This is a genomic window from Nocardia sp. CWNU-33, from assembly GCF_046764895.1.
Lineage (GTDB): Bacteria > Actinomycetota > Actinomycetes > Mycobacteriales > Mycobacteriaceae > Nocardia.
Genome location: NZ_JBKOQN010000063.1, coordinates 1 through 19,673, shown reverse-complemented (window position 1 = coordinate 19,673; position 19,673 = coordinate 1). Strand labels below are relative to the sequence as shown.

Here is a 19,673-nt window from a genome sequence, read left to right as displayed (position 1 = left end):
TTAGCGCCTCCCCCATGCAGGGCGACACTGGAGGGCCGAGAATCCTCCATCTCTCACGCAGCACCGCTTCAAAGAGCTTCTCCTACACCTTGAGCTCCTCTCCACGTTCGTGACGCACTATCCGTTGGTTTTCGGTGGTTGCTACCGCCGAGGCGTCAGATGGGCAGGGCACCGTGGCGTCTGCTGTGCGGCTTGCCAGCGGGCACAGCCAGCACGCCGACGCCTTCGACACGGTTGTGCGCTCCAAGTGTTTCGGGGCTCACCGACAGCCGCCAGGCCACCTCGAGTGACCTGAATTCCCAGCCCTCCGACTCCTCTTCGTCCCGAGGAGTGCCAAGAGGTTCGTCGAGGTCGTCGGCATCGTCGAACTCGTCGTCGATGTCCTCATCACTTGTCTCATCCTCGGGAAAGGGAGCGATCTTCTCGGGCACCCGCGCGGCTCCTGCGCCGGGGTTACGCTCGTTCGCCCAGGCCCGAAGTTCCTCGATGAATCTCGCTTCTCTCTCCTTTCTGGACAGGATCTCCGGTCGCACAGGTGGCACTCCCGTGCCGGGGTCATGCTCGTTCACCCAAGCCCGAAGTTCCTCGATGGTCAGTTGCCGTCCGGAATCGGCCGCCGGGCCGATCTGCACGCCGCCATTGATATTGAAGTCGTAGTAGCAGTACCGCACGACCTCACCCTTGTCTGCGACGCACCACCCACTCTGATCCCAACATCCACCATTCTCGGATTCGAGGTACCAGTACGCCTTCCCGAAGCGACGGCTCAACTCCGCACAGCGACGGTGCGCGGAGGCGAACGCAACCTCACCGTCAGTCACCGTCTTGTCCGTGGCGAGCACGCTGCTATCGGCAAATACCAACGTCCACCCGTCCAGCGCCGGTGTGACGAATACCTGCTCGTACGCGCCGGTGATGCCGTGGCCGACGTATGCGGGCAAAGGCTGCCACGGGCCGTTCAGCTGCCAGGGCGCGAATCCCATACGCATGGTCGCGGGCACCGGGTCTCGAAGATCGAACGCGGCAAGCACCGCTGCCTGGTCGGTGGTCGGTAAGGCGTACCACTCGCCCTGCGGGATCACCGGCTGCGGCACCTCGGTGAGCTGCTTGACCCGAATCAGTCGTTGGACCAATCTTTGGTCGGCCGTGCCCAACTCGGCCCAGTCGAGCTCCGCCAGCGCGCTGATCGCGGCGCGTCGGCCCGACATTCGTGTGTCTCGTACGGCGCGCAGTACCGGGGCGACGCCGGGACCGAGTTCGGCCAGGAACCAGACGGCATTCTGCCGCACCCGCTCCAGTGGGCTGCCCAGCAGCGCCACGAGCATGGCTACCCGCTGATGGAGGCCATCAGCCACCGCGGGCGCGGGTAGCACGCAGTCACCGCTGTGACCATCAATCGCGAAGCGGGGCGGGTGAGTTCCGGCCGGCAGCCCGAGCAGACCGGCTAACCGATCGAACACGACCTCGTTGGGGGCTTCGATGAGGTCATCGATGAAGATGTCGAAAGAGCTCTTGTCGTCACAGAGGTCCTCGGTCAACATGTCGGTGCAGTCCGGCCAGGCGTGCGAGTACTGCTCGTATCGCAGTACTACCGGCAACATGTAGGTGTAAGTGCCACCCCACTCGGTTAACCTCTCCAAGCCTTTTCGGCGAACCTCCGGATCTACGTTGGTCACCTCAGCAAACAGCTCGGCTTCAAAAGCATCGTTCACGACCGACAACGCTACTGCCCACAGATGTTCGGCAGGTACGCTCGAAACCTGAACGAGGGCGACCTCACAGCCCCAGTACCGGCAGACCGAGCAACCGACGGACCTATCGCCGCGATCGTCTGCTTGATGTCTTGGACACTACGGGAGTCACCGAAGCTTGTTCGCCCACTCGGCGTAGGCACGAGGATGACATGAGTACGAACGCATGGGAATGCCGTGCATCGCGCGATTGGTGGCGCTGCCCTGCGAGATCGGTTGCCACAGACATGGGCTAATGCACGGTTCGGCGCTCGTGTCGGGAAGGTCGCGGTCGGTGATCAGCCCGGGTGGTGTTCCGCGGTCCGAGCCGCTACGCACATTGTCGCCGGTCAAGCCATTGTCGTTGATTTCAAGCGATTGTTACCGGAACCCCCAATTGGTTATCCGGCAGTGACCCGGCCGTCACGCGGTCCTTCCACGCCTTCGTGGGAGCGGACGGCTACGCACTCACCGGCCTACGAGGCGACCTGAACCGGTTCGCCACCCTGCTGGGCGGCCTCGAGATCCGGCACACGACCTCAACACCGAGCCTTTCTGAGATGCTCAGCGGCCGGACACGCCGACCGGGTGACGTCAAAATTCACGGATACACCCGGTCCGGATCAGCGCCGCGTGACGTCAAAATTCACCAATAAGCGGTGTCAGAATTCGCACTTACGGCCACGGGTCCGCTTGTTCATCGCGGCGGCGTCCTCGGCGTGGGAGTTTCGCCGCGATGCAGCCAAGCGATGTGCCGACCGTAGACGTTCGCGGTGGCCAGCACACGCAGCTCGGCAGCAGCGGCGACCTCGTCGACGAGGTCGATGCCGACGCGCGCCCATGGGAACCATTCCCCCGCTCGGGTTCGCGTCTCCAGTCGGATGGTACGAGTCACCATTCCGGTTCCGGGTCTTGCGAATTCGACGATCGCGACACCGTCGCGGGCGAGGAGGTTCTTGGCGCGGGTCAGGATTCGGATCGGGTCGCCGCCGATGCCGATGTTGCCGTCGGCCAGGATCGCGTATGCCCACCGCCCCGAGCCCGGCAGCGGCCCGAACAGATCCCGTCGAAGCGCGGGGGCGCCGCGGAACCGACTGACCTCGACTGCCATGGGCGAGATATCGACCCCGAGTGCGACGACACCACGCCGCAGCAGCGCGGCCACCAGACGCCCGGGTCCGCAGCCGATGTCGATGGTCGGACCGTCACAACAACAGGTCAGCGCGGTGTCTGCGTACCGGTTGGCGAAGTCGGCGTCGGCCATCCCCAGCCACTGCCGGGCGGGCAGTCGACGCCGGGGCCCGTCGGCGGTGCGCACCCAGCAGTCCGCACCGGTCAGCGCCTCGTCGAACAGTTCGGTGTCCATCGTGCTCATCGCCGCGCCATACTTCGATGGCGCAGCTCAGCCATGACCTCGGCAAAGGACCCATCGGTGGTGGCGGCCACCCGCAGTGCGTCGTCGAAGGTGTCCACGTCGGCGAATGTAGGAAGCATCTGCACTCGATTACCGCAGTACCGCAAAGCTTTCCGGGTCAGATGTCCAGTTCGTGCGGTCGACATCGGCACGTCGATGAGAGTTCGTGCGGCCTGCGGCACGGACAGACCGAGTGCCCACCAGCCACCGTCCTCGGCAGGGCCGAGCACGGAGTCGTCGCAGGCGATCAAGTCGCGGGCTGCTCGGGTCAATACCTCGGCACCGACCTGTGGGGTATCCATCCCGATCTGCAGTACGGGCAGCCCGTGGCGGGCGGCGTCAGCGTGCGCGTTGGCCAGCCGTGTGCCGAAGCTCGCTCCGCGCTGCGGCACGATCTCGAATTCGCTCAGTGCCCTTGCCAATTCCTCCCGCCGTTCCGCGGCGGCCAGATCCCCGGTGAACGCAACCACGCGATGGGCGACACAGCTGTGCAGTACCGAATCGAGCGTGTCGAGCAACGAGGCCGCCGCGACCTCGGCCGCCTCCTGCGGCGTCAACGGCGGTGTCAGCCGGGTCTTGGCATAACCGGCGATCGGCGCCTTCGCGATCACCAGCAGGGTCACCTGCTGCGTGGACGCGTCGCACACGGTCATCGGAGGACCGCCAGGAAGTCGCGGGTGGCGTGCAGGGATCCGCGCCATGAACCGGACACTTTGGAGATCCCTCCGGTACGCGGCCGGTAACTGATGTCGCGCTCAACGATTTTCCAGCCCGCTCCTGCTGCGCCGATGAGCAGCTCGAGGGGGTACCCGCAGCGATTGTGCAACGGCCCGAGCGACAGCATCGCCGTCCGTCGGGCAACCCGCATCGCGGCGATATCATGCACGGGCAGTCCGTACTTGCGGCGCAGCCGACGCGCTATCAGCCGGTTGCCCAGGCGCGCGTGCCACGGCCAGACACCGGATTCCACCGGGACGCGCCGACCTACCGCAAGGTCGGCGCCGCTGTACATCAGGTCGACAAGTCCCGGCAACTCGCCGGGGTCCATCGAGCCGTCGCCGTCCAGGACCGCGACCAGCTCAGTGGTCGCTGCGGCGATCCCGGCTTGGACCGCGGCACCGTATCCCGGCCGGTCTTCGGACACGACCCTCGCCCCGCGAACCCTGGCCACCGCCGCCGTCGCATCGGTCGAGCCGTTGTCGACGACCAGCACGTGGTAGCCGGCCGGCATGGCCGCCAACACGTCGGGCAATGCTTCAGCTTCGTCCCGGCACGGGATCACCACGGTGACTCCGCCCGGATTGTCCAGCGCTTTTGTCATGGTTTCGACGCTAAGCCTCACCGTCGGCCGATAGGTCGAAAAACCTGTGACGAAACGATGACGGCGACCCGACCAGCAGCTGGATCGGTCATTGCGGATCTATGGTGGGCATCGTGCAGGACCTCATTGTGGCCGCTTCCCGGCCCCGATCCGGAATACGCGGCGACATCATCGGTGCAGGCTCGGCCGCCGTGCTTGTCGTTGCCGCGTTCCTGGTTCCGCGAATCGCTAGCGAACAGTGGCGTCGTTCGCTCTACGCGGGCGCGGCTCCGCTCTTCGGCAACTGGCTTCCACATATCGGCCCAGGCAGCTTTCCCGCCATCGCCGTCGCCATCGCCGTCGTGATGTACGGCCCCGCGCTGACCGCGCGTCTTCCGTGGCGGCGACTGCTTGCGCTGGCTTGGCTGACGGCGATGGTGTGGGCATTCTCGCTGGCCCTGGTCGACGGCTGGCAACGCGGATTTACCGGCCGACTCACCGATTCCAACGAATACCTCCATGAGGTCGGCGGCGTCACCGACATTCCGGCGATGCTGCGCGGGTTCTCGAGCCGGATCTTGGACTTCCAGCCGGACTCATGGACCACCCACGTCTCAGGCCACCCACCGGGCGCACTGGTGTTCTTCGTGCTGTTGGACCGAGTCGGTCTCAGCGGCGGTGCGTGGGCGGGAACCGCTTGCCTGCTGATCGGGTGCAGCGCCGCAGTGGCGGTCGCGGTCACGCTGCGAGCACTCGACGCCGAAGACCGAGCCCGCGCCGCACTGCCGTTCCTTGCGCTGGCACCGGCCGCGCTGTGGCTGGCGGTGTCGGCCGACGCAATGTTCGCCGGGGTGACCGCTTGGGCGGTGGCACTGTTCGCTCTGGCCACCCGGCCCGCCGGTCGGCCGATTCTCGCCGTCACGGCGGGGCTCCTGTTCGGTTTCGGTGTCTTCCTCAGCTACGGCCTGGTGCTTATAGCGCTACCCGCGGTTGCGGTCCTCATCGCCGCCAGGACCCTCCGTCCACTGCTCCCCGCCCTCGGTGGCGCACTGCTCGTCGCTCTCACCTTCACCTCCGCCGGATTCTGGTGGTTGGACGGCTATCACCTTGTCGTGCAACGTTATTACCAAGGCATCGCCTCCGAGCGCCCCTTCGCGTACTGGTGGTGGGGCAACCTCGCCGCGACTGTGTGCGCGGTCGGCCTCGCGACCGCGGCGGCGGCGCACCGAGCATTGTCCCGAACTACGCTGCGGGCACTCGATCCCACCGCGCTGTTGGTGCTCGCGGGCCTGTGCGCGATTCTGGTCGCGGACGCGAGCGGACTGAGCAAAGCCGAGACAGAACGCATCTGGCTACCATTCGATATCTGGGTGCTTACCGCGACCGCGTTCCTGCCGAAATCCACCGGCCGTGCTTGGCTCACAGTCCAGGCGCTCGGCACGCTTCTCATCGCTCACACAATCCTGACGAATTGGTGACAGCATGTGCATTCTGATCGCAGACGACGACCCCGTAGTTCGAGACGTGGTGCGACGCTACCTCGAACGCGACGGGCACACGGTCATCGAAACCGCTGACGGCCCCGCCACATCGGCCGCGCTGGCCGACACCGGTGAGCGCGAGATCGAGCTCGCCGTGCTCGATGTGATGATGCCGGCACCCGACGGCATCGATATCTGCCGGGAAGTGCGGTCCGGACCACGCCCGCACACACCGATCATCTTGCTCACCGCGCTCGGCGACGAGGACGATCGGGTCCTGGGCCTGGAGGCCGGGGCCGACGACTATGTCACCAAGCCGTTCAGTCCGCGCGAGCTTGCACTGCGTGTCTCCTCCGTGCTGCGCAGATCACAGCAACAACCGGATACCGAGCAAGCCATCCTGCGCGACGGGGCTATCGAGGTGCGCCCGGCATTGCTGCTGGCACTCCTCGACCGGATGCCCGTCGAGCTGACCCCGCGCGAGTTCGACCTGCTGGTATTTCTCCTTCGCAATCCGCGACGGGTGTTCAGCCGCGAGGAGCTGCTCGCGCAGGTCTGGGGCTGGGATTTCGGCGACTTGTCCACCGTCACAGTGCATATCAAGCGGCTACGCGCCAAACTCGGCAATCGGCACCTCATCGAAACGGTGTGGGGACGCGGGTATGCGTGGGCACGCAATCGCGCCGAGACCGGCGGTCGGTGATGCCTGAGGACGCCACCCAGCTCATCGCTTACGCACTGGCCTGTTCGGTGCCGGTAGTCGTGATCGGCGCCCTGATTCTGCGCGCAACCAGCAACCGCTCCCTGACCACCAGCATGGCCGTGCTCGTGCTGATCCCGACCCTCTCGACGCTCGCGGGCATTATCGGCGTCAGTGGATTGATGTTCACCCATGAACTTCAGCGCACCGCCATCGTCCTTGCCGTCGTCGCAGCAGTGACGGTACCTGCGGCAGTAGTGCTCGGCCGCGAACAAGCACGAAAAACCGTCTGGGAAAAGCAGATCCGCGAACAAGAACGAGCCGCCGAACACTCCCGACGAGAACTCGTCGCCTGGGTCAGCCATGATCTGCGGACACCGCTGGCCGGTATCCGCGCGATGGCCGAAGCGCTGTCGGACGGTGTCGTCACCGACAGGCCCGATGTCATGCGCTACGCCGAACAGATCGGCATCGAAACCGACCGACTCTCACGGATGGTCGACGACCTGTTCGAGATGTCCAAGATCAACGCGGGCGCACTACGGCTCGAACTGGAGCCGGTGGATCTGCGCGAGCTGATCGACGAAGTACTCGCCGCGAATCGCCCGACCGCCGAACGCGCGCGGGTGGCGCTGCGTGCGGAGCAACCCGATTCGCAGATCGTGGTGGCCGCGAGTGACCATGCGCTCGGTCGTGTCCTGACCAACCTCGTCTCCAACGCCATCGCCCACACCCCGCCCGGCGGCCGGGTCGCGATCTCCGCGGGCACCGGCGACGGCCACGCCTGGGCCCGTGTCGAGGACACCGGCCCGGGGATCGCGGAGCAGGACCTGCCGCGTATTTTCGAGGTCGCCTACCGCGGCACCGCCGCACGCTCCCCGGTCGCTGCCGAGGGTGTCCCCACTGGCAGCGGCATGGGGCTGGCCATCGCGGCCGGGCTGGTCGAAGCCCACCACGGCGACATCACCGCCGAAAACCGGGACCAGGGTTGCTGTTTCGAGATCCGGCTACCGCTGCCCGAGAGCTGACCGCTACACCGTCGGTGCCCCGACTCCGGCGGCGGCCCGCAGCGGCGCGGACGCGAACCGGGTGAGGCCCTCGATCGGATCGACCTGAGCGACGAACCCCAAAATGCGCCTTGCCCTATCAGGGTCGGCAACGATATGCCGGACGTCAGCGGCGCGGTACCGCCCGGTGACTACAGGATCCGGGCCACCACGCGCGATGGCCAGCGCCGAGGCGACTTCGCCAATCGTGATCGGGCGCCCCGAGGAGATGTTGAGCGCGACAAAACCCGGTAGCGGCTGTTGCACGGCAGCGAGGTTCGCCGCGGCAACATCGGTGACATCCACGAAATCCCTGGTCTGCCTACCATCCTCGTACACCTGCGGCGCCTGCCCCGCCTCGAGCGACGACCGGAATATCGCAGCGACCCCGGAATACGGTGTGTCTCGCGGCATCCCGTCGCCGTAAACGTTGTGATACCGCAGCGCGGTGACGCAGGCACCGGTCGCGGTCGCCCAGGCCGCCGCGTAATTCTCTTGCGCCAGTTTGCTTGCCGCATACAGACTTCGTGGTCGCAAGGGCGCATCCTCGCCGACGGAACCCCACCTGAGCAGCTCCCCGGTCTCCTGGCAGCGATGATCGAAAATCCCCGCGTCGAGGTCCGCTCGTCGGCGGACGCCGACTTCCACAGCGCCACCTTGCTCGCCGTGGTAGCGGCCTTCGCCGTACACGACCATCGACGACGCGAGCACCAGCTTGCGGCACCCGGCCCGGTCCATCGCCGCAAGCACCACCGCCGTGCCGAAGTCGTTGTGACTGGCATACCCCGGGGCATCCTGCGCGCTCACGCCGGCTCCGACGACCGCGGCCTGATGGCATACGACGTCAATGCCGCGCAGCAACACATCCAAGGTGTCAGGGTTGCGTACGTCCGCATGCCGCACACCATGCGGAACAGCAGCAGCGGGTCCGTGCGCGGCGGAAAGCATCGCATCCACGGCAACCACCTCGTGGCCCGCCGCCGACAGACCACTGTGGACATGGGCCCCGATGAAGCCGGCGGCACCTGTCAGCAGTACTCGCACCGCGCCTCAGCCCCTTCCCCACGGCAGGCCCCGAAGTTCGGCGGGCGCCGCGACGGCGATCACGTGGTTCTGCACCGAAGCTGAAGTCATGGCCTGATCCTGCCTGCCCACCACAGAATTTTCGCTCGGCGCGCCCGCATCGTCAGACTTTTGTCACGACCTCGGTAGTCGCTGCGGCGCGGATGGCCGGTCCACTGCAACTGCACGAACCTCTCACTGGCCGCAGACATGGCCGACCGCCCATCTCGGCCCGCATCCCGATCCCGCACAGCCGAACGGACCCTAACCACTGGGTCTAGTCAGCCGCGCAATCACCTATACCGTGATGACCGTCGCACTGTTGGCGAGCACTGCATACGGCACCGAAAACTACCAGCCAGCAGCCACCACGACGACGTCGAACCCGCCGTCGCCCTCGGCGATCATCCCTCTTGTGACACTGAGTGATTCGCAAAGGATGGCGGCTCGAGGCCATCCCATAACCCTCGGCGCGGAGCTCATGCCGGAGATCTCGAGCGAGACGAAAGGCCAGCTGGAGACTGGGCGTATCAACGATCGGGATCCTGTTGCTGGGGTTCACCTTTGGGCACGCCCGTAAATTTGCGGCGGATATCGACGCTCTCGGCTTTACTTGCTGTCATGTCGTCCACGTCCACGTCCACGTCCGCCGCCGTCAGTGGGATGCCCCCGATGGTCACGGGCCGCCTCCGCAATACCAAGCGCTTTGTTACCGACCCGATTACGTTTCTCTCCGACTCTATGGCCCAGCACGGCAACGTCTTTCAGTTCCAACTGGTCAACGGAAACATGGTCGGGATCACCCATCCCCACCACATCAAGTACATCTTGCAGGAACGCATGGCGAACTTCACCCGCGAGACCCAGATGTACGACATCTTGGAACCGTTCGCGGGGCGCGGACTGGCGACCATCGCCGACCACAACCGGTGGCGACGCAACCGGCGCCTCGCCCAACCCGCCTTTCACCACACGAAGATCAGTGCGCTCAGCGAGATCATGGTGGCCGAGATCGACTCCATGTGCGACGAGTGGGCCGAACATGCCCACGCCGGACGGACGATCAACATCGGCGAGCAGATGAGCCACCTCACGTTGCGGATCGTGGTGCGGGCGCTGTTCGGATTGGATCCCCACGGCCCGGAGGTCACCGGCTTCGCCCACGCGGGGCAGAAAGTGAACGCCGAATTGGGGAAGTTCGTGCGGATGCCCTTGATCCCCTTGAAGTTTCCGACGCCGAGCCACCGCCGCTTCTGGCGGGCGATCGGCGAGATGGATGCCATCGTCTACGCGGTGATCAACGAGTTGCGCGACACTGACAGCGATGGCCTGCTGTCTATGCTCATGAACGCCACGGAAGCTGATACCAACTCGAAACTCACCGATAGGGAGCTGCGCGACGAGGTCGTCACCATGCTCTTCGCCGGTCACGAGACCAGCTCCTCGGCCCTTACATCAGCCATGCTATTGCTGCAATTGCATCCGGAGGTGCGTCAGCGGCTGTGCGATGACGTTGACAGCGCGTTGCCCGGCCGGCACGCCACCATGACCGACCTGCCCGCGCTGTCCTACAGCAAGCAGGTGCTGGAGGAGGCGTTGCGGCTCAAGCCGCCGGTATGGATGGGACAACGTCGCGCCGACGAGGACGATGAGATCGGGGGCTACCACATCCCGGCTGGCACTTCGGTGATGTTCAGCTACTACCACGCACACCGCAACCCCGAGTGTTGGGATCAGCCTGACACCTTCGACCCAGACCGCTTCACCCCCGACGCGGTCGCCGCCCGTGACCGGAACGTGTACCTGCCCTTCGGCGCAGGCGGACACCTCTGCATCGGCAACGCGTTCGCGATGATGGAGATGCAGCTGGCGCTCTCGACCATCGTCAGGCGGTTCGAGCTGACCATCGAGAACCCGGACCTCACCCCGACTTCCGCGCTAACGCTCAACACCAAGTTCCCGGTCATCGCAACGCTGACCGAACGGCGATAGCGCTTCGGACAGTGCCATTCGCGGTATGGCCGCCGTCTTCGCCGCGGTCGCCCTGCCCACACTGGTCGCTGGCTGGATCCGCAACACCACACCGTTTTGCCGGTCCGACCGAGCGCGAAGCTGCCGAGGGGGTGCGGAAAACTGTTGCCGCGCTCGAGTGATCCGAATGATTGGTGACGTCCGCAATGAAGGCGATTTCGTAGTTGTCGAGGCGGCTGTTGCCGCCTCGACTGCTCGGTGTCCTGGATGCGAAACCGTTTCGGCGCGTGCGCATTTCCGCTACCGCCGGAGACTCGCAGATGCCGCTACCGTTGGCCGCATGATAGTCGGGCGACTGGCCGTGAGCCGATCCGACCAGGTATCGAAGGGAGAAAACACGATTGGGCGGCAGGCTCCCCAAGCCGGTAGGCACCTTCGATACACCGATGAAGCAGAAAAACGGCCGCTGGCGCACCACCGTCTACTTCTACGAGTTCTACGAGCCTCAGGACGGACACAACTGGAGCGCATGGGCGTCAGCGCCGACGAGGCGCGAAACCGGCTCGCCGAAGCCATGCGCGATCACCGGGAACAGCTCGGATCCCAGCGCATCACTCGCAACACCAAGCTGATCGATCTCGCCGCCGAATTGCTTTGCGAACTCGAAGGCGACGATGCCAACACCGAAGGCATCATCGAGGACTACCGCCGCGAAATCTAAATCCGGCCCCGAATCGGACATAAGAAACCCCTTCCGGCCGAGGTCAGAAGGGGTTTCTTTGTCGGGATGACAGGATTTGAACCTGCGACCACTTGACACAGGGTTCCAATCTCATCGACATGCCCCATCACACCTGGTCACAGCGATATCTATACGCCAGCACCCGCCCGTCATGTCCCATGGGCAATTCCCATCAAATGTGAGATTTTGGTGGGAGGGATCGCATGACGAGATTGGCCACCAGCCGATCTCGTCACCGTCGGGCTAGCGGTCCCGACCTTGGGACCCCGAGCAGGCCGCGTTGGCTATGTCTTGTTCAAGCGGCAGTCCGGTAGGGCTGCTTGTCGTGGAGCATCGCGTAGAGGACGTCGTAGCGGCGGCGGGCCAGACAGAGGGACGGCCCCATCCGAGCGCATGTCGGGCTGGTTGGTGTCTGTGCCCGCAGCGCGGACCCAGAAGCTCGATCTGCTTTGTGATGGTGGGCAGCGTATTCGGGTGACTACGCTCGGTGCTATGTCGACGACGCGCCGAGTACGCGCTGGGGATGTGGTGGCGGCAACGGATGATTTCGTTGGTCGTGGTCCGGAGCTGGACAAGATCAGCACCTTGATGCTGGGTTCGGCTCGGTTGATTACGTTGGTCGGCTCGGGAGGGATCGGGAAAACACGACTCGCGACCGAGACGCTGCGCCGATTCGGCAAGGCGAATCACCTACCGGTGTACTGGGTGCGGCTGGCGCGGCTGGCCAAAGGGTGCGGCGAGGCCGAGGTTGAGGCAGAGGTCTCGGCCGCGGTGGTCGAGGCCGACTTTTCGGGTCGATCAGGGTGGGAGGCGCTGGTCGATACGTTGACCAGGACCGACGCGGTAGGGCGGAGCCTGCAGGCCGTGCTGGTGATGGACAATTGCGAGCATGTTATCGCCGCCGCCGGACAGCTGATCGCGGAGTTGCTGGCAGCGGTGCCAGGATTGACCGTCCTGGCGACCAGCCGTGAACCGATAGGGTGGGTCGACGAATACATAATCGCAGTCCCCCCACTGACACGGCAGCAAGCCCTGACGTTGTACCGGCAACGCGCGGAACTCACCGATCATCCGATTGCCGACACCGATCAGACTGCGATGGCCGGCCTGATTTGTCGTCATGTGCACAACCATCCGCTGTATATCCGGTTGGCCGCGGCGCGGCTGCTACGGCAGCCGCTGGCGATGATCCTTCAGGAATTGAGCGGCGAGGCAACCGACAAACGGATGCAATGGTCACACGGACCACGGGTGGGCACAGAACCCCGCCATCAGAGGGTTGGTGACGTCATCGCCTGGTCCTATGACCTGTGCCAGGACAAGGAGCGGTTGCTGCTGGACCGCATGTCGGTCTTCGCCGCGGGATATGACACCAACCCCGAAGACGGCACCAGCTCCATTCTTGATGTCGGCGCCGACCTGGAAGCCATCGAGGCGGTCTGCGCCGACGATCCGACGCTCGGACCCGACCACGGAAACACAGAGGCGTCGGTGCAGGTGGCGGCCGAAGAGGTCGAGGGCTTGCTGGAGCGTCTCGCCGACCAGTCGCTGGTGAACCGGCACATTTCACCGACCACGGTGCGGTACTCCCTGCTGGAAAGTATTCGCCTGTTCGCCGGGCAACGGCTGGCACAACGCTCCACCGGCGAGGTCGACGAACCAGTGCGGCTCACGCAGCGTCACCGCCGATACTATCGAGACAGAGTCGTCGCAGCGGTGGATTGGTTCAGTCCCGACGAGCAGAGCTGGGCGAACGTGGCGTGGGACAACATCGTGACCGCGATCGAGACAAGTCTCACCTCCGGCGAGCCCGAACTCGGCCTGGAAATCTGCGCGACCCTGGTTGCCCTTCCAATCATCAAAGGCTCAGCCCGAGAAATACGCCGGTGGACCGAACGCGCACTGCAGGCGACCCGCACGCTGACTCCGCAACCGACCGAACTCCAAATAGCCGCCATGACCTTGATCGGGTGGCTATCCCTGATCCAAGGCAGGAACGAACACGTCGACCAGATGCTCGAGGAATGTGCCGCTCTCTGCATCAGCGACCCGAGGGTAAGACGGAACTGGGGGCAGACCCCGGAAATCGACACCGGCCTGCCCGCTGCCCTCGAATTCCTGTGGGGATCGAAACTGATGCTGGCCCACCGCGACCCGAGGGCTATCACCGTGTTGGCACGCGCCCGCGAGAAGTTCGGTGCCGTGGGCGACAGCCGTGGAGAAGGGAGAAGCGAGCTGTACGAGGCGGTGGCCGTTGGCCTCCTCGGATCAGGTCAGCACGCCCTGCAGATCGCACGGCGTCACCTGGATCGCGCCACCGCGTCCGGAGCCGGGTGGGCGAAGGCATGGGCCGAATTGGCGTGGGCGATCACGTTGACCAAACATGGTGATCCCACCCAGGCATTGGCTGTCGGTCGCGCAGCACTGGCATACCAGATAGCTGCAGGTGACCAGTGGGGCATGTCGCTTGCGGCGTACATCCGGGCATGGTCATTGGCGCAGATCATCACAGACTTGATCGCGGCCGGGAGCACCGACCCGGCCGAACTCAGGACGTTGGCCACCGAAACTGCACAACTCGCTGGAGGAGCCGCAATGCAGCGCGGCGGTCTGGGTATCAACATCGGCGTCCTGGGGCTCTTCGACGATGAAACACACAAGGCGATCGACGTCGCTCGCACGGTGTTGGGACCCGAGGCGTTCACTGCCGCGCACAGGCAGGGCTCCTTGTTGCATCCCGAGTCGCACGAGGTGCAGCGCCTAGCGCTGGGCACACTGTCCATCGACAGGATGCCGATGGACCATCCCGCAAGGAAGAACGCCCCCTCACACTGGGACGAGTTGTCAGCAGCCGAGGAGGAGGTCGCGACACTGGCCGCGGCGGGATGGACGAACATCGCGATCGCGGCCCGCCGAGGCAATTCCCGCAGGACCGTCGACGCGCAGATGGCCGCGATCTTCCAGAAACTGGTCATCACCTCACGAGAAGACATCATCGACCTCGTTCCCGACGACCTGATCGATCAAGTTCGGAAAGAAGCAGCGAGGCGGCCGCGCCAGACCGGACAACAACCACATACACCGCGGCGATGGTGACAGACCGAGCATTAGTCAACGGCGATTCCGCAATCACAGCTGAGGTGGGATTCGCCGGTCCGCGTCGTTCTCGGCCGCCAGCTGGTGGTAGGCGTTGCTGAGCATAAGGGAGCGCCTGCCGCGCTGCGGCGAGGACTGCTGGACACGGGCGAAATCCGTGTGTCGCGAGCCAGCGCGCTGCGCTGGAGGACGACTCGCTGTGGTCGACGACATTCCCGTTCAGGCGAGCCTTTTGCGCTGACTGAAGCTCAGATCGTAGACCTAGCCAGCCGATACACGTACGTATACGCGTGACGGTCATCAATGGACTCGCTCCGAGAGAATCAATCGTCTGGTGGTCATCGCGCTGTTCTCCAGTATCGGACCACCTGCACGTTGTGGTGCCGCTACCTATTGGTTACAGATGCGCGGCTGGCTCCCTATCCGCACATACTGGGGTTCGCCAGGTCAACCGCGGTGGCCGAGTCCGATCAACGTACCGCGGACGAACTATGTGAGGAGGAGTACGTCGTGGTGGAGCTCGAGTCGGTAGCGGTCCGGCAGTGCACTTGGTTGGTTGTGCTCGATGCGGGCTGTCGGCCGACTACGCCTTGGTCCAAGTCGTCGTTCGATGTCATTGTCGGCGGCTGGCTTCGGTTGCCTTTACTCGCAGAAGCCCAGTGAGATGTCGGCATCGGCAACCGCGAAGAACCTTCCCGGCAGAGACCTGCTTCTGGCAGCAGTCCGCGGCTGGGAGTACGACTTTCAACCACTCCTCAACGCCGCTTTCGCGCTGACACGGTTGCACCGACGAGCGGTCACGTTCACCGAGGTGATCCAGTTCGAGCCTGTCGATGGTCAGCGGATCAGGCTCATGTGTGGCATCGACCGGTGGGTGCAGGCGGTAATCCCTGCTCCACGCGCTGACGCATTCCTGCACACTGAGACTGTTGGTTCGGTCGTCGACCGGCTTGCCCTGATATCGGCCGTGCTGTCGGCGGCTGCAGAGCAACCGGACAACGCGTCGTTCGAGGACATCTGGATACAGCTCGACGACATCGCCGACGGCTACCAAGATCTTGTCAACGATTTGTGCGCCGGAATCAGACGTGCGCCCGCAATGACCAAGGCATGGCCATGACCAGATCGCCTGGCATAAATTTTCGGGCCGGTTGTGAAATGTTCCAAGGATTCAGAAGCGCCATGAAAAGCACGAAACAGATATTCGACTCTCTGAACGCAGACGTCGGTGCGGGATTCGGAAAGCGGACCGGCGACGACGCGGAAAATCTCTCCGCGGTCAGCGACGCGGGCATCGCCTGCGGTTTCCATGCCGACGATCCGGACATAATGCGGGGTCCGGCGCCACTGCTCGGACCCGAGCAGCTGTTGGCAGCGATTGCCGGTCACCTGAGGCGTGGTTCGCCGCTGATCGGGTGGGCGCGAGAGTTGGGTGACCTGCACGCGGCCATGATCCCCGGGCATCTGGACCTGTCACGACATCCTGCAGACTTCGACGCGGCCGGGATCCACGCCGACATCGCGCGGATCGGCGGTGAGATCGATTCTTGGGCGGTGCGCCACGTTCCACGAACTCCCAACGCGCGCAAGCACACCCATTCCCTCGGCCAGGTGATCAGCCATGTCGCCAAGATCTACGCCGACGCATGGTGGACGGTCCTGCACGCCACCGACGAGGAACTGCGGCACGAGGCGTGGTTCCACCTCGCCGAGGTCCGGGAGGGCTACGCGGCACTGGTCACCGACATACGGGCGCGTCGCGTCCAACTCCCTCTGGGGTGGTGCGTCATTCGCAGAAGTCCACCGACATGACAGGGAAGACAACAACAGGTTCGCCTGCGGCCATGCGCGCCGATCGGGCCAGTACAGCAGTGAGACTCGTTCACAGCGTCACGCCCGGAACCAAGGCACGATCTCCGACAGCTGAGTCACCCGGCAAACCAGCGGCTCGCACCGCAAATTGCGTCGACTACCTATCGGTTACCGATGCTCGAATGTTGCCATCGGCGCATGCTGGTCCTCGTCTCAATCACGCGCAGTAGCTCGCAGGAGGTACACGATGTTCATCAACCTGACCACCATCCAGGAGTGGCAGCCGCGCCTGCACACGGATTTCGCCCGCGTCCAGCAGCTCGCCACCCAGCTCTCCACGGCCGCGTCCGAGCATGACCTCACCCCCGTTGAACTGCACGCGACGCTGGACCGCATCGACACCATCCGCGCCGACTGGGAGCACGCCCCCGCCGCCGCGCGGCAGGCATGGGCGCAACTGGAGGGCGCCACACCGCATCAACAGATGCGGCGATGAACCTCGCCATCAACACCAGCCGCGTACCCCGCGATGAGCAGCGACTTGCGTGCGGTCGAACCTGCTCCGACCGACGTTCTGTGATCCAGGGAGGGATTTCAGCGCCACACCGGGCTGAACAGCACCACCGCCTACGTGCTGCAAGAACCGGTTAGGTGCTTGCGGGCATAGCGCAGCCAGTGAGCCTCGGAGGTGAACCCGAGCAGCGACTGGGCCACCGGGACGCACACCAGCTCGGAGTCGGTCAGTACCGGCGGGCGACCCGTCCATCGCGGTCCTCCCAGTTCGTCGTCGATTTCACGGACAGTGCGGCGAGAAGGGTCTCGAGGTCGTTCGTCACACAACGGTCAAACGAGGCCCTTCACCTATGTGCGCCAAAGACTTCGGACTTACTCGTCTAGGGTCCCTCGCCGGTGATGGAGCACTGCATGATTACACGGTGTTCCCGTCGTCGGCCTGTGCGGTACCGGCCAGCAGGACCGGGGCCACCGCTGCGGCCGCCAGAACTCCCGCGAACTTCCTGATAGTGCGCTTCACGCAAACTCCTCGACGATTTCGATGATGCAGGCACCCGAACCTCTGGTCTGTCGATCCGCATGGTGTATTCGTTTCAGCCACCGGACGAACATTGCGCAGGCAGGCGGCCGTCGCGGTGCTGGGAACACCAGTTGAGCGCAAGTAAATATTCATGTCAGCATCAGTGCATGGTTTTACCCAACGCGGCCGGGCGCGAGACCCGTAACGCCCCCGTGCCGCTCGGCCCCGACTCGTTGACCTGGAAGATCTTTGGGTCGCTGTATGTCGCGCCGGTCGGCCTGTTCCTCGGCATGGTGCAGAACATGCATCCGGGACTCGGTGCCGGCGTGGAGTTTCACTCCGAGATCCAGGACGAGTTCTATCAACGGGTCTTCCGTTCGGCATACCCGATCCTCGGCGTCGTCTTCGACGGACCGCGGGCTCGGCAGACCGCCCGCGAGATTGTCGACTATCACCGCACCATCCACGGCGTCGATGCCCAGGGCCGGCGCTACCATGCGCTGGATCCTGGCACCTTCTACTGGGCGCACGCGGTGTTCTTCATGCAGACACTGCGCGCGGGCGAGCTGTTCATGGGCGGGCTGACCGACGCGCAGCGCGAACAGCTCTGGCGTGAGCAATACCAGTGGTACGAGATGTATGGGATGAGCATGCGGGTGGTGCCGCGGAGCTGGCCGGCATTCCAGGACTATTGGCGCGATATGTGCGAGAACACCCTGGAAGCGACGCAAGCGGCCCGAGATGTGTTCCAACTCGGGGAGAACGTCACGGTCCCGCCGTTCCCGATAGCGCGACATATCCCGAAGCCATTGTGGGAGAGTATCATTCGGCCATTCGGGGCGAAACTCTACCAGTTTCTCACCATCGGTCTGTGCGATCCGGTCATCCGGCGGACGATGGGATTCACCTGGACTTGGCGCGACCAACTGCGATTCGATCTGTGGTGCCGAATACTCACCACGATGAACCGGGTGACGCCCGAGGTGGTCACGTACTCCTTCCCGCGTATTCGCGCGGGCCGCCGCCGCGAAAAGGGCCTGCGCCCCGCGGTATTGCCGCCTCCGGAGGCGCCTGCGCTACTGTGGCCCGCGCCCGACCGCCGCGATGATCCCAAGCATTACTGCCCCGTGCACGCCGACCAGGGTTCGGACCCGATCACCAAGTTCCGGCAACGAACAGGATTCTGAAAATGCTGGGCCGGGTGGTGAGTTGATGGATCACCGCTGAATTCGGTCGTGGCCTGCGCAACCGGCGCGCTGAAGACGCCGACGGCGACGTCGTGGCCGCCACACCGTCGGTGATCCACTGTTGCCAGCACCTGAGTCGACCGCACTCTCAGCATCGTCTGAGCGCGAATTCGCGCACACCAGCCCCGAGCGGTCGCTTGACCTACTGACCTGCGCCTTTACTCACACCGAGATCCATGGCATGCTAGCGCGATTCGGTCGCGGGGGTCGCAATCAGGGGCGAGGGGATGTTGCGTGGACGGGTACCCGAGGGCGTTGTCACGTGCACCACGAAATGAACGCCGCTACAGCCGTGCAGGCCGACTCGTCGTCCGACGGAATTCGACGACCACTAGAACCCAAGGTACGCCGACCGGGGCTACGACTTCGACAAGTACCGACATATACTGTGGAGACGTGGCATCAAGCCGATGATTGCCCGACGCGGCATCGCGCACGGCTCCGGACTGGGCAAGGTCCGCTGGCTGGTCGAGCGCGCGTTCGCCTGGTTGCACCAACTCAAGCACCTGCGCATCCGCTACGAGCGACGCGCCGACCTCCACCAGGGACTGCTCGAACTAGCCTGCTCGATTGTCTGCTTGCGACTCCTCGGCAGAGCCGTTCCAGCCCGGAAGTAGGCTCCCGAGTCGTTGCTGCCCCCAGCACCTACAACAGCAGAGAGTTGAACGACTTTCCTGGGCAATCCATGCTGTGACCCCAGTAACGACCTGCGGTGTCTAGGATCCCGAGGAACACCTCGCGATCCTCGGGGCAGTCCTGCAGCATGAGCGCTGACCGCTCGATGACGAGCAGATAGTGGTCGGCCGGTGCCCATCCCATGTTGCGCAGGCAGTCCGAAAGGGCGTTCCAGTTCCAGCCGAAGTAGACCGGAAGCCGAAGGCGGCCGTTCATCTGCTCGAAGAGCTTCTGCTCGTCGCTCACTAGGGCACCATCCCTTCTGCAACCCGAACAGATAGGGTTGTTATCTCTCGGTTCCGGTGGGTGCATGGCCATGGTCGCGAGCCATTTGATGGCCACGATGAGTACTGCCAGCCCCACC

17 protein-coding genes and 1 pseudogene are annotated in these 19,673 nt (G+C 64.5%); 11 read left to right on the top strand and 7 right to left on the bottom strand.

All coding sequences use genetic code 11. The features are described from left to right. Positions 1-155: 155 nt before the first annotated feature. From ACLMAL_RS38180 to ACLMAL_RS38165, 4 genes are all read right to left on the bottom strand, one after another. Positions 156-1,712: a HEAT repeat domain-containing protein gene (locus tag ACLMAL_RS38180; protein WP_412003517.1), complete on the bottom strand. Its 1,557-nt coding sequence runs from the start codon at positions 1,710-1,712 to the stop codon at positions 156-158. Positions 1,713-2,427: 715 nt separating this feature from the next. After that, positions 2,428-3,105, bottom strand: coding sequence for a methyltransferase domain-containing protein (locus ACLMAL_RS38175; RefSeq protein WP_412003516.1), 678 nt, complete (start codon positions 3,103-3,105; stop codon positions 2,428-2,430). Next, positions 3,102-3,797 (bottom strand): DUF2064 domain-containing protein, encoded by a 696-nt coding sequence (locus ACLMAL_RS38170; protein WP_412003515.1) that lies wholly within the window; start codon positions 3,795-3,797, stop codon positions 3,102-3,104. The genes ACLMAL_RS38175 and ACLMAL_RS38170 overlap by 4 nt, the downstream gene beginning before the upstream one ends. Beyond that, positions 3,794-4,465: a glycosyltransferase family 2 protein gene (locus ACLMAL_RS38165; RefSeq protein ID WP_412003514.1), complete on the bottom strand. Its 672-nt coding sequence runs from the start codon at positions 4,463-4,465 to the stop codon at positions 3,794-3,796. The genes ACLMAL_RS38170 and ACLMAL_RS38165 overlap by 4 nt, the downstream gene beginning before the upstream one ends. Before the next feature lie 101 nt (positions 4,466-4,566). Here ACLMAL_RS38165 and ACLMAL_RS38160 point away from each other — a divergent pair, with 101 nt between their 5' ends. Genes ACLMAL_RS38160 through ACLMAL_RS38150 form a run of 3 tightly spaced genes read left to right on the top strand, consistent with a single transcriptional unit; the run spans position 4,567 to position 7,653 of the window. Then, positions 4,567-5,922 carry a hypothetical protein gene (locus tag ACLMAL_RS38160; RefSeq protein WP_412003513.1) on the top strand — a complete coding sequence of 452 codons (1,356 nt, stop codon included), beginning with the start codon at positions 4,567-4,569 and terminating at the stop codon, positions 5,920-5,922. 4 nt (positions 5,923-5,926) lie between these two features. Continuing rightward, positions 5,927-6,628, top strand: a complete 702-nt coding sequence (locus ACLMAL_RS38155) for a response regulator transcription factor (RefSeq protein ID WP_412003512.1) — start codon at positions 5,927-5,929, stop codon at positions 6,626-6,628. Then, positions 6,628-7,653, top strand: a complete 1,026-nt coding sequence (locus ACLMAL_RS38150) for a sensor histidine kinase (protein ID WP_412003511.1) — start codon at positions 6,628-6,630, stop codon at positions 7,651-7,653. The genes ACLMAL_RS38155 and ACLMAL_RS38150 overlap by 1 nt, the downstream gene beginning before the upstream one ends. 3 nt (positions 7,654-7,656) lie before the next feature. Here ACLMAL_RS38150 and ACLMAL_RS38145 read toward each other — a convergent pair whose 3' ends face one another. Next, complete coding sequence (locus ACLMAL_RS38145) at positions 7,657-8,715, bottom strand: NAD-dependent epimerase/dehydratase family protein (protein WP_412003510.1); 1,059 nt, start codon at positions 8,713-8,715, stop codon at positions 7,657-7,659. 548 nt (positions 8,716-9,263) lie between these two features. Continuing rightward, positions 9,264-9,413, bottom strand: coding sequence for a hypothetical protein (locus tag ACLMAL_RS38140; RefSeq protein ID WP_412003509.1), 150 nt, complete (start codon positions 9,411-9,413; stop codon positions 9,264-9,266). Positions 9,414-9,474: 61 nt separating this feature from the next. Between ACLMAL_RS38140 and ACLMAL_RS38135 the strand changes: the two genes are divergently transcribed. The 8 genes and pseudogenes from ACLMAL_RS38135 to ACLMAL_RS38100 all read left to right on the top strand — a co-directional run. Further along, entirely contained in the window at positions 9,475-10,725 is a 1,251-nt protein-coding gene (locus ACLMAL_RS38135) for a cytochrome P450 (protein WP_412003508.1), read from the top strand. A gap of 166 nt (positions 10,726-10,891) precedes the next feature. Beyond that, positions 10,892-11,425, top strand: coding sequence for a hypothetical protein (locus ACLMAL_RS38130; protein WP_412003507.1), 534 nt, complete (start codon positions 10,892-10,894; stop codon positions 11,423-11,425). Between the two features lie 513 nt (positions 11,426-11,938). Further along, complete coding sequence (locus ACLMAL_RS38125) at positions 11,939-14,542, top strand: ATP-binding protein (RefSeq protein ID WP_412003506.1); 2,604 nt, start codon at positions 11,939-11,941, stop codon at positions 14,540-14,542. 664 nt (positions 14,543-15,206) lie between these two features. Continuing rightward, positions 15,207-15,662 (top strand): DUF4254 domain-containing protein, encoded by a 456-nt coding sequence (locus ACLMAL_RS38120; RefSeq protein ID WP_412003505.1) that lies wholly within the window; start codon positions 15,207-15,209, stop codon positions 15,660-15,662. Positions 15,663-15,724: 62 nt separating this feature from the next. Continuing rightward, positions 15,725-16,354, top strand: coding sequence for a LamB/YcsF family protein (locus tag ACLMAL_RS38115; protein WP_412003504.1), 630 nt, complete (start codon positions 15,725-15,727; stop codon positions 16,352-16,354). A 247-nt stretch (positions 16,355-16,601) separates the two neighbouring features. Continuing rightward, positions 16,602-16,850, top strand: a complete 249-nt coding sequence (locus ACLMAL_RS38110; protein ID WP_412003503.1) for a hypothetical protein — start codon at positions 16,602-16,604, stop codon at positions 16,848-16,850. A gap of 704 nt (positions 16,851-17,554) precedes the next feature. Continuing rightward, positions 17,555-18,574: an oxygenase MpaB family protein gene (locus ACLMAL_RS38105; protein WP_412003502.1), complete on the top strand. Its 1,020-nt coding sequence runs from the start codon at positions 17,555-17,557 to the stop codon at positions 18,572-18,574. Positions 18,575-18,978: 404 nt separating this feature from the next. Further along, a pseudogene (locus ACLMAL_RS38100) lies at positions 18,979-19,251 on the top strand (transposase); the annotation flags it as partial. Positions 19,252-19,279: 28 nt separating this feature from the next. Here the strand turns inward: ACLMAL_RS38100 and ACLMAL_RS38095 are convergent. Beyond that, on the bottom strand, positions 19,280-19,673 hold a 394-nt coding region (locus ACLMAL_RS38095), incomplete at its 5' end, for a barstar family protein (RefSeq protein ID WP_412003501.1).

What these genes read in the sequence shown, in the direction of transcription:
- ACLMAL_RS38175 (WP_412003516.1), bottom strand. Translation starts at nt 3,105, where the DNA reads ATGAGCACGATGGACACCGAACTGTTCGACGAGGCGCTGACCGGTGCG.
- ACLMAL_RS38170 (WP_412003515.1), bottom strand. Translation starts at nt 3,797, where the DNA reads ATGACCGTGTGCGACGCGTCCACGCAGCAGGTGACCCTGCTGGTGATC.
- ACLMAL_RS38165 (WP_412003514.1), bottom strand. Translation starts at nt 4,465, where the DNA reads ATGACAAAAGCGCTGGACAATCCGGGCGGAGTCACCGTGGTGATCCCG.
- ACLMAL_RS38160 (WP_412003513.1), top strand. Translation starts at nt 4,567, where the DNA reads ATGGTGGGCATCGTGCAGGACCTCATTGTGGCCGCTTCCCGGCCCCGA.
- ACLMAL_RS38155 (WP_412003512.1), top strand. Translation starts at nt 5,927, where the DNA reads ATGTGCATTCTGATCGCAGACGACGACCCCGTAGTTCGAGACGTGGTG.
- ACLMAL_RS38150 (WP_412003511.1), top strand. Translation starts at nt 6,628, where the DNA reads ATGCCTGAGGACGCCACCCAGCTCATCGCTTACGCACTGGCCTGTTCG.
- ACLMAL_RS38135 (WP_412003508.1), top strand. Translation starts at nt 9,475, where the DNA reads ATGGCCCAGCACGGCAACGTCTTTCAGTTCCAACTGGTCAACGGAAAC.
- ACLMAL_RS38130 (WP_412003507.1), top strand. Translation starts at nt 10,892, where the DNA reads ATGATTGGTGACGTCCGCAATGAAGGCGATTTCGTAGTTGTCGAGGCG.
- ACLMAL_RS38125 (WP_412003506.1), top strand. Translation starts at nt 11,939, where the DNA reads ATGTCGACGACGCGCCGAGTACGCGCTGGGGATGTGGTGGCGGCAACG.
- ACLMAL_RS38120 (WP_412003505.1), top strand. Translation starts at nt 15,207, where the DNA reads ATGTCGGCATCGGCAACCGCGAAGAACCTTCCCGGCAGAGACCTGCTT.
- ACLMAL_RS38115 (WP_412003504.1), top strand. Translation starts at nt 15,725, where the DNA reads ATGAAAAGCACGAAACAGATATTCGACTCTCTGAACGCAGACGTCGGT.
- ACLMAL_RS38110 (WP_412003503.1), top strand. Translation starts at nt 16,602, where the DNA reads ATGTTCATCAACCTGACCACCATCCAGGAGTGGCAGCCGCGCCTGCAC.
- ACLMAL_RS38105 (WP_412003502.1), top strand. Translation starts at nt 17,555, where the DNA reads ATGGTTTTACCCAACGCGGCCGGGCGCGAGACCCGTAACGCCCCCGTG.